A 17722-nucleotide genomic window follows, 5' to 3' on the forward strand; every position below is an offset into this window, starting at 1 on the left:
CTCAGTCTTCCGTCGCAGCGGCGTCGGTCGACCGCGGCTGCTCTGCATCCAGCCAGCGATAGCCGAAGCCCGGATAGTTCTCGATCTGGCCGAAATCAGGGTCCAGATCGCGGAACTTCTGCCGGATGCGCTTGATGAAGGTCCGGACGTTGGAGCGATAGCCCTCGGACCCGTCGCCGGCCATGAAACCGGCGCCGTGGACAAGGTCGTAGAGGTCGCGATAGCGCACGTCCAATCCGGCGCGTTCCACCATATGCAGCACCATGCGGAACTCCGTCACGGTGAGTGGCACTTCCTGGCCACGCCAATAGGCCCGGTGGGTTTCGACCTTAAGCTCGATCTCGCCATTGCGCAGCACATCCGACGCGGCGGCCGCATCGGCGGGGGCGCCGGCGGCTTCGCCGGCCTGGCCCTGGGCTGCGGCTTCGGACCGCCGCTTCTGTCCGCCCAGGATCAGTTCGATGCGCCGCCGCAGAATCGAGAAGCTGCGCGACTTTTCGACGAAATCCACCGCACCGCTGGTCAGCGCTGCCTCTTCGTAGATCTGATCCGACAGCACGGTCAGAAAGATCACCGGAATTTCGCACCCGTCCGAGCGCAGGCGGCGCAGCACCTCGATGCCGTTCATCTCGGGCATCTTCCAGTCGAGCAGGATCAGTCCCGGCGCCTCGCCCTCGGCAAGATACGACAGGAAGCCGGGGCCGCTTGGGAAATCGGCCACGGCGAAGCCCGCATCGACCAGGTTCTGGGCGATGGATTCCCGGAACAGGTCGTCATCGTCGACGATCGCGACGTGCAGATCATCCACGCCGGTCGTCCCGGCCATGCCGTGTTCAGCTTCGTCCGCCATTCCGGTTCCTTGCTCTGATGTCGGCGAGACAGGCCTTGCGCGCCTTCTCGGTATCCTCTGCGCCACGAATCGCGAGCGTCACCACCCGCAACTCCTGTGACGTGATATCCAGATAGAAAAACAGATCCGCTGCACAAGATCCGGTGCGGTACTGCCATACGGTCGCGGGGGGTTCCTCGGTCACCGAAACCGGCCCGCCCAGCAGGGCGCGCACGCGTTCCGGCGACAGGCCCCGCAGATCGTCGGGCCCGACATCGGGGACGACCGGGGTCAGCAGGGCCTGCTGGCTTTCGCCGGCATCGTCCCGGCTGCCGGAGACCGGCTGCGCCTGGGCCGATGGCGTGCTGTCCGGCTTCGGGGGCGGCGGGGCCGGCTTTTCCTGCGGGGTCAGCAGGGCGCCGTTATACGTGCCCGCGGCCGCCGCCAGCCGCGGATCGTGCGCGGGACCCGGCTGCGCCGTCATGGCCGTTGACGCGACCGGCGCGGGTCTTGGCGCCGCACATGCGGACAACGTAAGAGCGGCCGCAAACACTGCCGCGACTGCTGCGCGGCGCCGTGTCCGGCGCTCGACGGAGGATGCCGTCACCTCAGCCTCTCGATCCAGGAACCTGGTCTCGCCCGACCGGCTCCAATTTTCTGGTTCTCTTTTTTATCGTCCTGGTCGTCGGTCGCGCGCGACGCTGCAACTTGCAGCGCCGACGTGGCCTGTATTCTAGCCGAAGTGCCCGACGATGGAACAGTCAAGGTTGCGGGCTCCGGCGCATTTGCTTTGCAGCGCATGCAATGCAATCGGGGCATCCGTCCCAAAATGCGCCATGCGCATATATTGAAGCCCGTCGTCCGAATACTCGGCACCACGATACAACATGTCACAGCAGCGGTCCGTGACGTAAAACAGCGCCTGTTTGCCACAAGTTTGCCGCGTGCGGCGCCACACGAGATTTCACATAGTGTCGGTCAAGCCGCGACCGCACCCAAGGTCGTCGCGGCCGGAACCGGATCCGCATCCGGGTTCCGCTCAGGAGACTTCACATGGCGACTCTTCGCTACACAGTGTTGCCGGCCGTATCCGCTGCCGCTCTTCTCGCCTTCGTTGCATCGCCGTCCTGGCAGAACGCCACATCGGGCACGCCGTCGACTTTGATCAGTCCCGCAGCCGCGGCGGCGCTGGAGCCGCCGCGCAAGGCGGATATCGTGACCGATGACTCCATGGCGCAGCACGATCCCGCCCTGATGCGCCTGGTGGGGGAGTTGCGCGCGCGGCACGACCTGGACCATCCGGATCCGGCCACGCCCTCAGCCGCCGACGGCACGCCGGCCGGTTCCGCCGCGGCGGCTGCCGGAACGCCCGTCCATGAAGCTGCGCCCGTCCAGACGGCAACCTCTGCGGCGACGGATGTGCCGGCGTCGGCAACGCCGCGGCCGGCGGCCACCGAACCGGCTGCAGCGGCCGAGCCGGGGTTGGGGGAACGACTTCTCTCCGCCATTGGCGACCTCTTCGACGGTGAGGGTGAGGACCAGCCCCGAACCGCCAACTGACCAGATTGGTTCCCAGGGGGCCGCAAATTTTCCCGTGCCCCCGGGAACGACGAAGACATCCGTCCGGGGTGAAGCCCGTTCCGGTGGCGGGGGCCATGCCGGAAGCGCGGACGGATGCGGCCCCCGCACTCCACGGACCAAGCCAGTGCTGACCGATCCAAAACTTTCGGGTGGAAGCCGCATCACCTTCCCGGTGCCGCGGTTTCCACCCGGGCTTTTCGTCGTCGGCTGAGAGCCACACCTGCGTGACAGGGAATTTCTGCCCCATGGCGCTGCCGCCCGCCACGATCCGCCAGGTGCTGCCCGGCCGCAGGGCCGCCCGACTGCGTCTGGTGCCGGCGCCCGTAGAGGGTGGCGGCCCGTCGCGGGCACTGGTCTCGATCAGCTGGAGCACGACACGCGGGCGCTGGACGCTCTCGGCCGGGGTCGCCCTGCGCAACGGCCCGGGGGCCGCCGCCCATCGTGCCCGCGCCTTCCCCGCCCCGCTGATCTGGGCCTTTCTGCGCGTCAGGCTTCGCCCGCGTCGCTGGTGATCCCCGGCACGGCAGCACCCTGCACCGCCCGGCCCGATGACGGCCGGTGGCCGCCGACATGCGGCTGGTCCGGATCCAGCCGCGATGACGGCAGGCGATGCACCGCCCGGTCCCCCGTCGCCCAGACGTCGAACCCGCCAGCAAACAGCCGTGCCACGGCCGGGTCCAGCGCATTCAACCCGCCCGCATAGGCCCCGAAGGCCGGCAGGACCAGCCGGTCGCGGCCACAGGGGGCGCGTCCGCCGGCAAAGCAGCGCCGCGACAGCCGCCGGCCACGGACGCGCAGGATCGCCTTCGGGTGAAAATGGCCGCTGATCTCCAGCCGCTCATCCGCTGCGGCCGCAGCTGCCGCTTCATGACGCAGCGCCACCCCGGACTCCAGCAGCTCGTCCATCACCGTTCCGCCCAGGCTCGCCGCCGCCCCGTGGTCGTGATTGCCGGTGATCCAGATCCAGTCATGGGCGGCCACCAGCCGCGCCAGGCGCTGCCGATCCAGGGGATCCAGACGGGCCGGCCCGTCCCGGTCATGGAAGCTGTCGCCCAGGCAGAGGATCCGCCGGGGCCCGTAGGTCGCCACCAGATCTTCCAGCCGGATCAGGGTCTCAAGGCTGTCATAGGGCGGCAGCAGCTGCCCCTTGCGGGCGAAGGCCGATCCCTTCTCGAAATGCAGATCCGCCACCAGCATCGTGTCCCGCCGCGGCCAGATCAGCGCGCCCGACGGATCGGCCAGAAAGGACTCGCCGCCGAGATCGATCGGCTGGGCAGTGGCGCGGGGGGCGGAGATCAGGGTTACGGGGGGCAGGGTCACGGGCGGTCATCCACGGGTGGCGTCTTCGATCAGGGCGGCGGCTTCGCCCAGCAGGTCGTCATCGGCCTGGCCGGGCACGCTTTCGCGCCCCACCTCCAGCAGCAGCGGCACCGCCAGCGGCGAGACCCTGGCCAGGGGCCGGTGCAGGATGCGGCCCTGCACCGCGACCAGCATGTCGTTCAACCGGCCGAGATCGGTCAGCCCGCCCGCCGCATCGGCCCAGGTCGCCTTCAGCAGCACATGATCGGGCTGATGGCGGCGCAGCACGTCATAGATCAGATCGGAGCTGAACGTCACCTGCCGACCGGTCTTCTCGCGCCCCGGATGGCGCTGCTCGATCAGCCCCGCAATCACCGCGACATTGCGGAAGGTCCGGCGCAGCATGCTCGATTCCGCCATCCAGGCTTCCAGATCCTCGCCCATCATGTCCTGGCCGAACAGGGCATCGATCCGTTCCGGCGCATCCAGGCTCCAGATCGCGATGGCATAGTCGTTGGCGACGAAGCCCATCGGCCGGAAGCCCATCCGCTCCATCCGGCGGGTCAGCAGCATGCCCAGCGTCTGATGGGCGTTGCGTCCGGCAAAGCCATAGGCGATCAGGAACCAGCGGCCGCCGCGGGGGAAGGTCTCGACCAGCAGACCGTCGGCGCCCGGCAGCTCCGACCGCTGCTCCTGCATCGCCAGCCATTCGGCGACCGCGGGCGGCAGCAGGTCGCGATGGGCCGGATCGGCCAGCATCCCCCGCACCCGGCGGGCAAGCGAGGCCGAGATCGGGAAGCGGCCACCGCCATAGGACGGGATCCTGGGGTCGCCGCCGCGGCCGCGGCTGACCAGCACATCGGTCTCGCGCAGCGCCTCGTAAACCAGCAATTCGCCGGCGAAGACGAAGCTGTCGCCCGGCACCAGCCCCTGGACGAACCATTCCTCGATCCGCCCCAGCATCCGGCCACCCATGCCGCGGCCGCCGGGTCTGGTCAGCCGCACGTTCAGCATCGGCATCTCGATGATGGTGCCGACATTCATCCGGTACTGCCGGGCCGCCACCGGCCCCGCCACCCGCCAGCGCCCGGCCTCGTCCTGCTCGATCCGCCGGAAGCGGTCATAGGCCCTGAGCGCATAGCCGCCGGTTGCGACGAAATCGACCACCGCATCGAAACTCGGGCGATCGAGTGCGGCATAGGGCGCGCTGCCGGTCACCTCGGCATAAAGCGCATCGGCATCGAAAGGCGCCATGCAGGCGGTGCCCAGAACATGCTGGGCCAGAACGTCGAGCGCACCCGGCCGCGGCGGCTCGCCATCCAGCTCTCCCTCGGCGACCGCTTCCAGCGCCGCCCGGCATTCCAGCACCTCGAACCGGTTGGCCGGCACCAGAATGGCCTTCGATGCCAGGTCCAGCCGGTGATTGGCCCGGCCGATGCGCTGCACCAGCCGCGACACGCCCTTGGGCGCGCCGATCTGCATCACCAGATCCACCGCCGCCCAGTCGATGCCCAGATCCAGCGAGGAGGTCGCCACCACCGCCCGCAGCCGGCCTTCGGCCATGGCCGCCTCGACCTTGCGCCGCTGCTCCGCCGCCAGGCTGCCATGGTGCAGCGCGATCGCCAGCCCGTCCTCGTTCAGATGCCAGAGTTCCTGAAAGACCAGTTCGGCCTGGGCGCGGGTGTTCACGAAAACCAGCGTGGTGCCGTGGTCGCGGATCGCCTGATAGACCCCGGCCATGGCATGGCGGGCCAGATGCCCCGCCCAGGGCACCCGCTCGCCTTCGGGGATCAGCAGCGACACCTCTGCCTGCGCCGCCTCGCGCCCGCGCACGATCACCGCCCGCGGATCGACCCAGCGCCGCACCGCCTCTTCATCCGCCACCGTCGCCGACAGCCCCACCACCCGCAGCCCCGGCGACAGCGACTTCAACCGGGCGAGCCCCAGCGCCAGCAGATCGCCGCGCTTGGTACCGGCAATGGCATGGACCTCATCCACGATCACCGTCACCAGCCGCCCGAAGATCCTGGGCGCATCGGCATAGGACAGCATCAGCGCCAGCGATTCCGGTGTGGTCAGCAGCAGTTCGGGCGGGCTGCGGCGCTGGCGTTCGCGGGTGCGCTGATCGGTGTCGCCAGTGCGCACCCCGACCTGCAGCCCCAGGCCCATTTCGGCGATCGGCCGTTCCAGATTGCGGGCGATATCGGCCGCCAGCGCCTTCAGCGGCGAGATGTAGATGGTATCGAGCCGCCCGGCGACGTCCCCCGCAGCCGCACGGGCAAGGCCGGGCAGGAAGCCGCCCAGCGTCTTGCCTGCCCCCGTGGGCGCGATCAGCAGCACCGGCAGCCCGGCATCCGCGGCGGCCAGCATGCGCAGCTGATGGGGGTGCGGCGTCCAGCCGCGCGCGGCAAACCAGCCCGCCACCGCCGCAGGCAGCGGCGCGGGCGGCGGCAGGTCGGCATCCGGCACCAGCACCGGCAGACGGGGTTCATGCACGCTCATGGCCGGATAGTATGGTGCAGACGGCTCCGAAGGCGAGCCCGGCATGATGCCGCGGGGGGGGGGGGGGACTCAGGCGCTCCGCCACCCAATCTTGGCAGGAGCACAAACCGGGTACATCGATCTCCGTCCCGATCTCCTCCCCCCAGCCGGGATCCCCCATGTCGGACGATATCCGCCTGCCGCCTGCCGATCCCGCCTCACCCGCCCCGCGGGGTGCCGACATCGACTGGCTGGTCCCCTGCCCGGAAGGTCTCTACTGCCCGCCCGGCGATTTCTGGATCGACCCGACCCGTGCGAAGCCGCGCGCGATCGTCACCCACGGCCATGCCGATCATGCCCGCCCCGGCCATGGGGCGGTGCTGGCCACGCCCGAAACGCTGGCGATCATGGCGGCACGCTTCGGCCCGGATCAGGTGCGCGGTCAGCCGCTCGGCTATGGCGAACGGCTGACCGTGGGGGATGTCTCGGTGATGCTGGCACCTGCCGGCCATGTCCTGGGGTCGGCCCAGATCGTCGTCACCCATCGGGGCCGGACGGCGGTGGTCTCGGGCGATTACAAGCGCCGCGCCGATCCCACCTGCCCGGCTTTCGAGCCCGTGCCCTGCGATCTGTTCATCACCGAGGCGACCTTCGCCCTGCCGGTCTTCCGCCATCCACCGGCCGCGGGCGAAATCGCAAAACTGCTTCACGGGCAGGAGGTCTTCCCCGACCGGGCGCATCTGGTGGGGGTCTACGCCCTCGGCAAATGCCAGCGGGTGATCCGGATGATCCGCGATGCCGGCTATGACCGGCCGATCTACATCCATGGCGCGCTGGCACCGCTGTCGACCCTTTATGAAAACCTGGGCGTGCCGCTCGGCCCGCTGCTGCCGGTGGCGGGGCGCGCGCGCGCCGATCTGGCCGGGGAACTGGTTCTGGCACCGCCCGGCGCCGTGGCCGATCGTTGGGCCCGGCGGCTCCCCGATCCGCTGGTCGCGGTCGCCTCGGGCTGGATGGGGGTGCGCCAGCGGGCGAAGCAGCGCGGTGCGGAACTGCCGCTGGTCATCTCCGACCATGCCGACTGGGACGAATTGCTGCAGACGCTGAGCGATCTTCGTCCCGAAGAGACCTGGATCACCCATGGCCGGGAAGACGCCCTTGCCCATGCCGCGGCCGGAATGGGGCTCCACGCCCGGCCGCTGCGCCTTGCGGGATATGGCGACGAAGACGACGACAGCCCGGCCGATCACACCGGCCCCCAACCCGCCAGCACGGAGGGTTGAGCCGATGCGCCGCTTCGCCGATCTGCTCGACCGCCTGATCCTCACGCCCTCGCGCACCACCAAGCTGCGCCTGATCGGCGACTATTTTGCCCACACCCCCGATCCCGATCGCGGCTGGGCCCTGGCGGCGCTCGCCGGCACGCTCGACCTGCGCGCCGCCCGCCCCTCGGCGATCCGCGAGCTGATCGGCAGCCGCACCGATCCGGTGCTGTTCGCGCTGTCATATGACTATGTCGGCGATCTGGCCGAAACCGCGGCGCTGATGTGGCCCGAACCCGCGGCAACGGGCCCCGGCCGCAACGACCCGGGTGTGCGGCTGTCGGAGGTCGCAGAAACCCTCGCCGCCGCCCCCTCGGCCGCCGCGGCCATGCGGTCGCTTGCCGGCTGGCTCGACGGGCTCGACACCACCGGGCGCTGGGCACTGCTCAAACTCGCCACCGGCGGGCTGCGGGTGGGGGTTTCCGCCGGTCTCGCCAAAGCGGCCTTCGCCGCCTGGGCGAAGCTCGACCCTGAAGCGGTGGAAGAGGTCTGGCACGGGCTGGAACCGCCCTACGACGCGCTCTTCGCCTGGGCGACCGGCACGGGGCCCCGGCCCGACCCTCGCGGCCTGCCGCATTTCCGCCCCTTCATGCTGGCGACGCCTGCCGAACTGGCCGATCTGGCGCCGCTCGACCCGGCAGATTTCAGTGCCGAATGGAAGTGGGACGGGATCCGCGCCCAGATGGTGGCGGCCGGTGGCGAGATCCGGCTCTATGCCCGATCGGGCGACGAGATCGGCCGCAGCTTTCCCGATCTGCTCGACGCCTGGCCTTTCGGCGAAGCGGCGGTTGATGGCGAGCTGGTGGTGATGGGGCCTGACGGCCAGCCCGCACCCTTTGCCGAGCTTCAGAAACGCATCAACCGCCGCACGGTCGGCCCAGGCCTGCTGAAATCCCTCCCCGCCCATCTCAGGCTCTACGACCTGCTCGCCAAAGGTGGCGTGGACCTGCGCCCGCACCCCTTCGCCGAACGGCGCGGCGCCCTCGAAGCCCTGGTCGCCGCCCATCCCTCGCCCCGTTTCGACCTCTCGCCCCTGGTCGCCTTCTCAAGCTGGGCGGAGCTGGACCGGCTGCGCGCCGATCCGCCCGCCGCCACGATCGAAGGGGTGATGCTGAAGCGCCGCGACACCCCCTATCTCGCCGGTCGCCCCAAGGGGCCGTGGTTCAAGTGGAAGCGTGCGCCCCTGACCCTGGATGTCGTGCTGATGTATGCGCAGCGCGGCCATGGCCGCCGCTCGTCCTATTTCAGCGACTACACGTTCGGCGTCTGGCGCGACGACGAAACGCTGGTGCCGGTCGGCAAGGCCTATTCCGGCTTTACCGATCAGGAGCTGGTCGAGCTGGACCGCTGGATCCGGCGCAACACCACCGAGCGCTTCGGCCCGGTCCGCGCCGTCGCCCCCGGGCTGGTGCTGGAGGTGGCTTTCGATTCCGTCCAGCCCAGCCCCCGGCACAAATCCGGCCTCGCCCTGCGCTTCCCGCGCATCGCCCGCATCCGCTGGGACAAGCCCGCAGCCGAAGCCGACCGGCTGGAAACCGCGGCGGGCCTGGTGGCCGGTTCCCCTGCGGCCCCCGTCACCTGATGCGTGCAGATGTCGTTGTCTGTTCCCTTTTTATTCCCTAACATGACCATCTGAAGCCTGCATCCTGGGGAGTCCGGCCATGACCGATACCGTCCCCTGCCGGGAACTGCGGCTCGGCATCGTGCTCTATGGCGGGGTGTCGCTCGCGATCTACATGGCCGGCATCACCGAAGAGCTGCACGCCCTGCTCCGCGCCTCGCGGGATCGTTCGAGCAGCACCCCATCCCCGGTAAAGGCCCCGAACCCGGCCCCGACCAGCGCCATCTATCGCGACCTGCTGGACGAGTTGGCGAAGGAGACGGTCGACCTCCGCGTCGTCGTCGACACCATTGCCGGCTCCTCCGCCGGCGGCCTCAACGGCGCGGTGCTGGGACGGGCGATCGCGACCGGCGGCGGCGTGCGTCATATGAACGGGTTCTGGATCGACAAGGCGGACATCGCCAATCTGAAGGACGATCCCGAGGAAGGTGCCGGCTGGCTGTATCGCACTCTCGGCCGGCTGATCCTGAACCGTTTCATCGGCAACCTGCCGCCTCAGATCTCTCATGGCTGGCTGATCGATCACCTCGCCGCCTTTCTGAAGGGCGGCGACGGCACCAGAACGCCGCTCGACGGCCGCAAATTCATCCGGCTGATCGGCGAGGCCCTGAACGGGATCGGCCGCAGCACCGCCCATCTCCTGCCCGACGGCCAGCGGCTGGATCTCTTTCTCACCCGCAGCGACCTGCATGGCTGGCCGCGCTTCCTGCCGATCGACGCCGGGCTGCATGACGGCCGTCAGCAGGAACGGCGCTTCCCGCATGTGATGCGGTTCGAGACCCGCGGCGGCCTCACGGGTGATTTCGACGACATATTCGCACTGACCTATGCGTGCCGGTCGACCGCCAGCTTTCCGATCGCCTTCGCACCCCTGCGCAGCCGCGACGTCGCCGAAGAACTGTCGGCCCATGACGGACTCGCAGACTTCCACAACCGCCATCTGGGCGAACACATTCTGGCCGGCGACGATCGTATGACGGGCGATGACTGGGGCAGCCGCGCCCAGATGGCCGATGGCGGGCTGCATGACAACAAGCCTTTCGGCCCGGTCATCGACGCGATCGGCGACAAGCCCGCCCGCCGTCAGGTGATCCGCCTGATCGCCTATGTCGAACCGACGCCCGAGCAGGAGGTGCCGATCCCCGACGAGGCCCGCTTCGCCGGCGGCGCCCTGATCGGCCGGCTCTATTATCATTTCCGCTATGAACCGATCCTCGACGATCTGGAGGCGGTGGCGGAGCGCAACCGGGTCGCGCAGGAACTCAAGCTGCTGGAGGCCGAGACCCTTCAGGCGGCGCAGGCCTTCCGCGCGGCCTCTCCCGACGCTCCCGCCCACAGCTTCGCGCCGGCCTGCGTCCTGCCCTATGACAGGGCCTGCAGCCAGTCCGCCGCCGCCCTGCTGGCGGGCCTGATCAACGGCGCCCTGGACCTGCCCTACCCCTCGCGCCAGGCCCATCTGATCCGCCGGCTCGCCCGGCTCTACATGGCAGAGAACCCGCGCGCCCCGGCTGCCGCGGCCTTCCCCCGCCAGGATCGCCGCCGGCGCTTTCTGGTCAGACAGGCCAACCGGCTCTATGCGTCGGCGTCGGACCGGGCGACGGTCGACGCCTTCAAATCGGTGCTCACCGACCTTGCGGAGATCCGCCCCACCATCGACATGACGGGCACCGGCATCGCCTTCGATCCCACCGCTCTCGACGCCATGATGACCGATCGTGCCACGGGGCCCGGCCGCGCCGCCTTCGCGGTTCTGAACGCGGCAGGTCAGACGGCGCTGGATCGGGCTCTTGCAGCCGCAACCTCTGCCGCAGATCGTCTGGCCGGTGCGCTTAATGTCGCCGTCGCCGACATCCCGCCGGGCCCGGTTGCCACCGCCCTTCAGGCGGCCGACAGCCTGTTCGATCTGGTCGACCTCGTCACCGCGCCCGAAATGATCCGCCACCGGATCGAGGAACCGCAGGAGGCGAGAATCGTCCGGATTTCACCCATCGACTGCCGCTCGACCCGCGACGTGATCGGCCAGGCCCTGGGCGATGAATTCGGGGCCTTCGCCGGCTTTCTCTCCCGCGATGCCCGCGTTCACGACATCCTGCTCGGCCGGCTGAACGGCGCCGAGCGGCTGCTCGACATGATCCTCGATGCCGCGGGACTGGAAGGCGATGCCGCCCACACGGTGAAAGCGGCCTACCGCACCCGATTGTTCAACGCCATCGCAGACGATCTGATCACGATTGTGGACAAGACCGGCGGACCCGGCGATCCCGCGACACGGCTGCTTCGAAGGCTTGGTCTCCTCGCCTGATCACGGCCGACCGATCCGAAATGCCCTGATCCCCGTATCACCCCTGAAATGGTCAGGGAGACGGGTTTCATGGGCAGCGGCAATGTCATGGGCAGCGCGCGGGAGGCACGGACCGGCGGCACGCCGCACGGGTCCACGCCAAACAGGCCCACGCCAAAGGGGCCGGCGCGTCTGGCGACGGCTTTGGGCATTGCCGGGCTGATCCCGTTTGCCGCCGGTGCCGCCCTCGCCCTGCTGTCGGATGACGCCGCGGCGGCGCGCGCGGCCCTGCTCGCCTATGGCGCGGTCATTCTGTCCTTCCTGGGTGCGGTGCATTGGGGGCTGGCGCTGGCATCCGGCCCGGCCGACACCAGGCGGGCGATGCAGCGCTTCGCGATCTCGGTTCTGCCCTCTCTGCTCGGCTGGGCGGCGCTGCTGCTGCCGCAGGCTTCGGGCTTTGCCCTTGCAACCGCCGCCTTCGCCCTGCTGCTTGCCGCCGAAACGCTGGGCCCCCTGCGGGCGGGCCTGCCCGGCTGGTATCTCCGGCTCCGGATCGGCCTCACGCTGGGTGCCCTGGTCGCGCTCGCGATCGGCGCGCCGATCGGCGGCGGGGGGCCCGCGTGACCGCGGCCGCCGGCACCGCCACGCTGCCCGGCTGGCGCCTTGCGCTGTTCGGCCTGCCCGGGCTGCCGCTCGCGGCACTCACCCTGCCGCTCTATATCTACCTGCCGACCTATTATGCCGACACGCTGGGCCTTGGGCTCGGCGTCGTGGGGGGCGTGCTGCTCGCCGCGCGAATCTGGGACATGGTCACCGACCCTGTGGTCGGCGTGCTCGCCGATGCCGTCCGCCTGCCCGGCGGCCGGCGGCGGGGCTGGATGGTTGCCGGCCTGCCCTTCACCATCGCCGGCATCTGGATGCTGATGTCCCCGCCCGACGGCGCCGGGGCGGTGCATCTGCTGGTCTGGTCGATCGTGCTGCATCTGGGCGGCACCATGATGGTGCTCTCCCAGCAGGCCTGGGCGGCGGAGCTGTCCGACGGCTATGACGAGCGCAGCCGGATCGTCACGGTGCGCGAGGTTTTCGTAATCCTGGGCACGCTGGCGGCCATCGCCCTGCCGGTGGTGGCGGGCGGTGGCGGCACGGCGGTCACCGCCGCGGGCCTCGCCACGCTCGGCGCCGCCATCACCCTGCTGCTGCCGGTCACCACCGCCGCCGCCGTGATCGCGGTGCCGGAACCCGATCGTCCGGTCGCCCGGGCGCGCGGGCAGCTGGCGCGGCTGGGCGCCCTTGTGGCCAACCGCCCCTTCCGGCGGCTGATCGGCGCCTATATCGCCAACGGCTTCGCGAACGGCCTGCCGGCGACGCTGTTCCTGCTCTATGTCTCGCACGTCATCGGCCGGCCCGATCTGGCCGGGCCGCTGCTCTTCGTCTATTTCGCCGCCGGCATCCTGGCGGCGCCGCTCTGGCTCCGGCTTGCCGCCCGCACCAGCAAGCACCGGGCCTGGGCGATCGCGATGGCCATCGCCACGGCCGCCTTCCTGCCGGCGGCCTTCCTCGGCACCGGCGACGTCGTGCCGTTCCTGATCATCTGCATCGCCACCGGTGCGACGCTCGGCGCCGATCTGGCCCTGCCCAACGCCATGCAGGCCGATGTGATCGACATCGACCGCCTGGAAACCGGGCAGGAACGGGCGGGCCTGTTCTTCGCCCTCTGGGGCTTCGCCACCAAGGCGGCGCTGGCGCTGGGCATCGGCACCGCCTTTCCGCTGATCGACGCCGCCGGCTTCGATCCTGCCGCCGCCGATGGTGGCGGGGCAGCGGCGCTCACCGTGCTGGCCCTGGTCTACGGCGCCCTGCCGGTGCCCTTCAAGATCTGGGCGATCCTGCTGGTCCGCCGCTTCCCCCTCACCCGGGAGATCCAGTCCGGTCTGGCGGAAGAAATCGCCCGGCGCCGCAGCCCGGCGGTCGCCCCCCCGCCGGGCTGCGGTCCACCCTCTTCGCGGAAACCCTCATGTTCTCTCTCCGTCGCCGCACCGCGGGCGTCGTGCTCGCGCTCCTCAGCCTCCTGACGATCACCGGATGCAGCACCATGAAAGTCGAAGATTTCGCCGGCGCCGGACCGGCCTTCCGCCTCGAAGACTACTTCACCGGCAAAACCCGGGCCTGGGGCATGTTCGAGGACCGCTTCGGCAATCTCCGCCGTCAGTTCGTGGTCGACATCGACGGCGACTGGGACGGCGAGACCCTTACCCTCGACGAACATTTCCGCTATGCCGATGGCGAGCTGGATCGCCGGGTCTGGACCATTCGGCCCGACGGCCCCAACGGCTATGTCGGTCAGGCCGATGACGTGCTGGGCGAGGCCCGCGGCGCCGCCTTCGGCAATGCGCTGAACTGGACCTATCGCATGAACCTGAAGGTCGGCGGCCGCGAGATCGAGGTCCGTTTCGACGACTGGATGTTCCTGCAGGAAGACGGCGTGGTGCTGAACCGCGCCACGGTCACCAAGTTCGGCATCGAACTCGGCACCGCCACCATCTTCTTCCAGAAGGAACGGCCGCGCATGGCCCCCGCCCTCGGCCTGCAGACCGATCGCCGGCCGGCGATGGCGATGCAGGCGCCGCGCGAATGATGCGGGGGAACCGTGCCACCGACACGGAGTTTTCATTTGCCTGAAACGATCGGCGCGCCTAAACCGGGCGCAGCCGGCGGCACCAGGCCCCGGCTGCGCCCGAGCACGGCGAGGCCCTGCGCATGATCAATCTCTATGTCACCGAACCGGGTGTGCTCCGCCGCGCCCCCGCCGGCAGCCCGATCGACGAGACCGTGGTCTGGGTCGACATGGTCGACCCGTCGATGGAGGAACTCCACCGCGTCGACCAGGCCCTCGGCGTCGACATCCCCACCAAGGAGGAGATGCGCGAGATCGAGGCGTCGAGCCGGCTCTACGAGGAAGACGGCGCGCTCTATATGACCGCCACCGTGCTGAGTTCGGTCGAAACCGGCAGCCCGGTCGCCAGCGCCATCACCTTCGTGCTGACCCACGGCCGGCTGATCACCGTCCGCCACACCGACCCGCTGCCCTTCCGCGCCTTCGCAACCCATGTCGACCGGCATCCCGGTGCCGTGACCGGTGCTGAAGGCGTGCTCTTCGGCCTGCTGGAGGCGATCGTCGACCGGCTGGCCGACGTGCTGGAGCTGGTCGGCGCCGAGATCGACCAGGTGTCGCAGACGGTGTTCGAAGCCGGCCAGCGCACCCGCGGCATCACGCCCGGCAACGGCGGCAAGACGGGCAAGAGCAACCAGCGACCGCCGGCGCCCGATTACGAGGCGCTGATCGCCGCGATCGGCCGGATGGGCGACCTCACCTCCAAGATCCGCGAAAGCCTGGTCTCGATCGGCCGGCTCGCGGGTTTTGCCGGCCGCAATCTGCGCGGCCGGGCCAGCAAGACCGGGCTGGCCGCAATGAAGACCATCACCCGTGACGTGGTCTCGCTGTCCGATCACGCAAGCTACCTCGCCAACAAGCTCTCCTTCATGCTGGATGCGACGCTCGGCCTGATCCAGATCGAGCAGAACGGCATCATCAAGATCTTCTCGGTCGTGGCCGTGGTCTTCCTGCCGCCGACGCTGATCGCCAGCATCTACGGCATGAATTTCGAGGTGATGCCCGAACTCTCCTGGCATCTGGGCTATCCGCTCGCCCTGCTGATGATGGTCGGCTCCGCCGTGCTGCCCTACTGGCTGTTCAAGCGCCGCGGCTGGCTCTGACCCGCCTGCGACCGCATGTCGCGTCGCAGGCGGCTGAAGATCAGACGATACTATGCTGTAGAATCAGCAGGACGGGCAGTGGCGACAGCACGGGATCAAGGTCGGGGCGGCAGCAGAGGCCGTGCGGCGACGCGCGGCCTGTCGGCCGTTCGCGGCCATCGCCTGCCTGCCGCCCTGGTCATGCTGGCGGTGCTGGTCGCCCAGATCCTGGGCGGCGCGGCGCTCAACGTCTCCGCCGCAAAGGCTGCGGAAACCGGCCAGCTGGTCATCTGCACGCCGACCGGTCTGGTACAGATCACCGTCGATGATGACGGCCGCCCGCTCGATGGCGACGGCCATCTCCGCATCAATCACGGCCTGCCCTGCGGCGGGCTGTGTCTTGCGCCCGCGCTGGTCGCGACCGCCCCCGCCCTGCCCGAACCGGCGGCGGAGGTCCTGGCCCGGCTGCAGCCGGTCGCCCGCGGCCTGCCGCTGCCGCGAGACCGCCTCGCCCCCCGTCCGCCGGCCCGTGCCCCACCCCTGGTCTGACACCGCCTCGTTCGTTCCGAACCGGTATCAGATCCAGGACATCCGACATGATCCTCCGCCAGACCGCGGCCGGCACCCGCCGGCTGCTGCCCGCGACGGCCCGTGCTGCCGTCGCCGCCCTCGCCCTCACCGGCACCGGCATGCCCCTGCCCGCCCGCGCCGACGAAGCCACTGCTGTCGGCAGCACCGAACTGCCCGCGCTCAGCGTCACGGCCCGCCGCGGCAGTCCGCAGGCGCTTGAAGACGTGCCGGCCGCGATCGAGATCATCGACCGGGCCCGGCTCGACGCCGTGCCGGCAACCACCGTCGCCCGGGCCCTTGAACAGGCGACCGGCGTGATCATCGCCGATGGCGGCTCCACCACCCGTTTCTCCATCCGCGGCTTCGAAGACGGTCAGGCGCTGATCCTGGTCGACGGCCACCGCCGCCGCGGCCGTTTCGGCAATGTCGACCTCTCGGCCTTCGATCTGGGTTCCGTCGACCGGATCGAGATCATCCGCGGGCCGATGTCGGCGCTCTACGGCGCCGACGCCGTCTCGGGCGTGGTCAACATCATCAGCCGGGATGCCGCCACCGAACCGGGGGCCAGCCTTCAGACCCTGGCCGGCGTGTCGGAAAACGGCGAAAGGCTGACCCGGATCGGCCGGGCGGCGGTAGAGACCGGCCGGATCGGCCAGACCCGCAACCGGCTCGACCTCTCGATCCGCTCCCGCGATCCATGGAGCGAGGCGGGTTCCGCCTTCGACGACCTGAAGGGCGAGTCCTCGCGCCATGCCGCCTGGCGCACGGCCTGGGATGTGGCCCCCGGTCACGAGATCACCCTCGATCTCGGCTATGAAGAGCTGCGGGCCAAGGGGCTCGCCTCCGATGGCGGCCGGGTGCCGATGCCGGTCGACTCGCGTGAGCACGAGACCAGCCGCACCGGGGCGCTTAACTGGGCGGGCGAGGTCGGCCCCGGCCGGATAACGCTCTCGGGCAGCGCCTACCACACCGAAGGCGACGTGCTGCGCACCGGCTCGCTCGACACCACCCGCATCGACGGCCGCGAACTGACCGGCTTCTATACCGTGCCGCTCGGCGCCGATCACGTCGCGACCGTCGGCTTCGAATATCTGGAAGAGGATATCGACCTGTCGGTTCTGGCCAAGGGCTCCGCCGACCGGCGCAGCCGGGCAGCCGTCGCCCAGGATGAATGGACGCTCGCCGAAGACTGGACCCTGCTTGCCGGCATCCGCTATGACGACTTCAGCGATGTCGGCACCACCACCAATCCGCGCGCGACCCTTTCCTGGACGCCCGGCCCCTGGACCTTCCGCATCGGTGCTGGCACCGCCTTCAAGGCCCCGACCTATCTGCAGCTCTATTCGATCATCCATCGCGGCCGCTCGGTCATCTACGGCAATGCCGACCTGGAACCCGAAACCTCATGGACGGCGGAAGCCGCCGCCGCCTATCGCTTCGCCGATGGCGCGGAGCTGGGCGTCACCGTCCACAATTCCGAAGTCGAGGACCTGATCACCACCCGGCTGACGGCGCCCGGGCGCTATGACTACACCAATATCGGCACCGCGCGGATCCGCGGCGTCGAGATCACCGGTCGCACGCCGATCGGCGACGATCTGATGCTGACGGGCTCGCTGGAATGGATCGATGCCCGCGACACCACCGCCGACGAGCGGCTGGGCCGCCGACCGCGCCAGCAGGGCAAGATCGGCCTCGACTGGGCGGCCGATGACGACACCCTGGTCCATCTGGCCGGCACCGGCATGCTGTCCTATTACGCACCGGTGGGTTTCGGCGCCAGCAATCTCGGCAATGTCTCCACCGATTACGGCCGGATCGACGTGAAGGTCAGCCACCGGCTGACGCAGCTGGTCGAGATCACCGGCGGCGTCGACGGGCTGATCGGCACGCATGTGCCCGACAATCTCCAGCCCTTCGAGCCGGCAGAGCGCTTCTTCTATCTCGGCGTCAATCTGCGCTATTGAGCCCGGAAGGAGACCTCG

The 17722-nt window shown here is 69.6% G+C and carries 15 protein-coding genes; 11 read left to right on the plus strand and 4 right to left on the minus strand.

All coding sequences use genetic code 11. The features are described 5' to 3' along the window. Position 1: 1 nt before the first annotated feature. Together CMO28_RS24545 and CMO28_RS24550 are read right to left on the minus strand one after the other, a co-directional pair. Positions 2-850, minus strand: coding sequence for a response regulator transcription factor (locus CMO28_RS24545; protein ID WP_062763819.1), 849 nt, complete (start codon positions 848-850; stop codon positions 2-4). Continuing rightward, positions 834-1436, minus strand: coding sequence for a hypothetical protein (locus CMO28_RS24550; protein WP_296718421.1), 603 nt, complete (start codon positions 1434-1436; stop codon positions 834-836). The genes CMO28_RS24545 and CMO28_RS24550 overlap by 17 nt, the downstream gene beginning before the upstream one ends. A 446-nt stretch (positions 1437-1882) precedes the next feature. On the opposite strand from CMO28_RS24550, the gene CMO28_RS24555 reads away from it, so the two are divergent. Both CMO28_RS24555 and CMO28_RS24560 read left to right on the plus strand, forming a co-directional pair. Continuing rightward, positions 1883-2389: a hypothetical protein gene (locus CMO28_RS24555; protein WP_296718423.1), complete on the plus strand. Its 507-nt coding sequence runs from the start codon at positions 1883-1885 to the stop codon at positions 2387-2389. Between the two features lie 266 nt (positions 2390-2655). Next, a complete protein-coding gene (locus tag CMO28_RS24560) occupies positions 2656-2922 on the plus strand; it encodes a hypothetical protein (protein WP_296718425.1) in 267 nt (88 codons plus the stop codon). Here the strand turns inward: CMO28_RS24560 and pdeM are convergent. After that, positions 2897-3730 (minus strand): ligase-associated DNA damage response endonuclease PdeM, encoded by an 834-nt coding sequence (gene pdeM / locus CMO28_RS24565; protein ID WP_296718428.1) that lies wholly within the window; start codon positions 3728-3730, stop codon positions 2897-2899. The two genes, CMO28_RS24560 and pdeM, sit on opposite strands and share 26 nt — an antisense overlap. Before the next feature lie 6 nt (positions 3731-3736). Continuing rightward, the gene (locus CMO28_RS24570) at positions 3737-6211 is read right to left on the minus strand and encodes a ligase-associated DNA damage response DEXH box helicase (protein WP_296718429.1); all 2475 of its coding nucleotides are present in this window, start codon (positions 6209-6211) and stop codon (positions 3737-3739) included. A 158-nt stretch (positions 6212-6369) separates the two neighbouring features. Here CMO28_RS24570 and CMO28_RS24575 point away from each other — a divergent pair, with 158 nt between their 5' ends. The 9 genes from CMO28_RS24575 (at position 6370) to CMO28_RS24615 (ending at position 17704) form a co-directional block, all read left to right on the plus strand. Further along, the gene (locus tag CMO28_RS24575; protein ID WP_296718431.1) at positions 6370-7473 is read left to right on the plus strand and encodes a ligase-associated DNA damage response exonuclease; all 1104 of its coding nucleotides are present in this window, start codon (positions 6370-6372) and stop codon (positions 7471-7473) included. Positions 7474-7477: 4 nt separating this feature from the next. After that, positions 7478-9094 (plus strand): cisplatin damage response ATP-dependent DNA ligase, encoded by a 1617-nt coding sequence (locus CMO28_RS24580; RefSeq protein WP_296718433.1) that lies wholly within the window; start codon positions 7478-7480, stop codon positions 9092-9094. Positions 9095-9173: 79 nt separating this feature from the next. Next, positions 9174-11435, plus strand: a complete 2262-nt coding sequence (locus tag CMO28_RS24585) for a patatin-like protein (RefSeq protein WP_296718435.1) — start codon at positions 9174-9176, stop codon at positions 11433-11435. A 69-nt stretch (positions 11436-11504) separates the two neighbouring features. Then, a complete protein-coding gene (locus CMO28_RS24590; RefSeq protein WP_296718436.1) occupies positions 11505-12038 on the plus strand; it encodes a DUF3429 domain-containing protein in 534 nt (177 codons plus the stop codon). Continuing rightward, positions 12035-13486, plus strand: a complete 1452-nt coding sequence (locus CMO28_RS24595) for an MFS transporter (protein WP_296718439.1) — start codon at positions 12035-12037, stop codon at positions 13484-13486. The genes CMO28_RS24590 and CMO28_RS24595 overlap by 4 nt, the downstream gene beginning before the upstream one ends. A 20-nt stretch (positions 13487-13506) precedes the next feature. Then, entirely contained in the window at positions 13507-14049 is a 543-nt protein-coding gene (locus tag CMO28_RS24600; protein ID WP_062763845.1) for a DUF3833 domain-containing protein, read from the plus strand. Positions 14050-14171: 122 nt separating this feature from the next. Further along, a complete protein-coding gene (locus CMO28_RS24605; protein WP_296718448.1) occupies positions 14172-15188 on the plus strand; it encodes a magnesium transporter CorA family protein in 1017 nt (338 codons plus the stop codon). 78 nt (positions 15189-15266) lie between these two features. Further along, a complete protein-coding gene (locus CMO28_RS24610; RefSeq protein ID WP_296718454.1) occupies positions 15267-15716 on the plus strand; it encodes a DUF2946 family protein in 450 nt (149 codons plus the stop codon). A gap of 47 nt (positions 15717-15763) precedes the next feature. Further along, on the plus strand, positions 15764-17704 hold the full coding sequence (locus CMO28_RS24615; protein ID WP_296718457.1) for a TonB-dependent receptor plug domain-containing protein: 1941 nt from the start codon (positions 15764-15766) through the stop codon (positions 17702-17704). Positions 17705-17722 lie beyond the last annotated feature (18 nt).

Origin of the sequence: Tistrella sp., from assembly GCF_002684955.1 — a bacterium.
Lineage (GTDB): Bacteria > Pseudomonadota > Alphaproteobacteria > Tistrellales > Tistrellaceae > Tistrella > Tistrella mobilis.

Bases quoted from the DNA above. Each gene is read 5' to 3' on its own strand.
- CMO28_RS24545 (WP_062763819.1), bottom strand. From the start codon at position 850: ATGGCGGACGAAGCTGAACACGGCATGGCCGGGACGACCGGCGTGGAT.
- CMO28_RS24555 (WP_296718423.1), top strand. From the start codon at position 1,883: ATGGCGACTCTTCGCTACACAGTGTTGCCGGCCGTATCCGCTGCCGCT.
- CMO28_RS24560 (WP_296718425.1), top strand. From the start codon at position 2,656: ATGGCGCTGCCGCCCGCCACGATCCGCCAGGTGCTGCCCGGCCGCAGG.
- CMO28_RS24570 (WP_296718429.1), bottom strand. From the start codon at position 6,211: ATGAGCGTGCATGAACCCCGTCTGCCGGTGCTGGTGCCGGATGCCGAC.
- CMO28_RS24575 (WP_296718431.1), top strand. From the start codon at position 6,370: ATGTCGGACGATATCCGCCTGCCGCCTGCCGATCCCGCCTCACCCGCC.
- CMO28_RS24580 (WP_296718433.1), top strand. From the start codon at position 7,478: ATGCGCCGCTTCGCCGATCTGCTCGACCGCCTGATCCTCACGCCCTCG.
- CMO28_RS24585 (WP_296718435.1), top strand. From the start codon at position 9,174: ATGACCGATACCGTCCCCTGCCGGGAACTGCGGCTCGGCATCGTGCTC.
- CMO28_RS24590 (WP_296718436.1), top strand. From the start codon at position 11,505: ATGGGCAGCGGCAATGTCATGGGCAGCGCGCGGGAGGCACGGACCGGC.
- CMO28_RS24600 (WP_062763845.1), top strand. From the start codon at position 13,507: ATGAAAGTCGAAGATTTCGCCGGCGCCGGACCGGCCTTCCGCCTCGAA.
- CMO28_RS24605 (WP_296718448.1), top strand. From the start codon at position 14,172: ATGATCAATCTCTATGTCACCGAACCGGGTGTGCTCCGCCGCGCCCCC.
- CMO28_RS24615 (WP_296718457.1), top strand. From the start codon at position 15,764: ATGATCCTCCGCCAGACCGCGGCCGGCACCCGCCGGCTGCTGCCCGCG.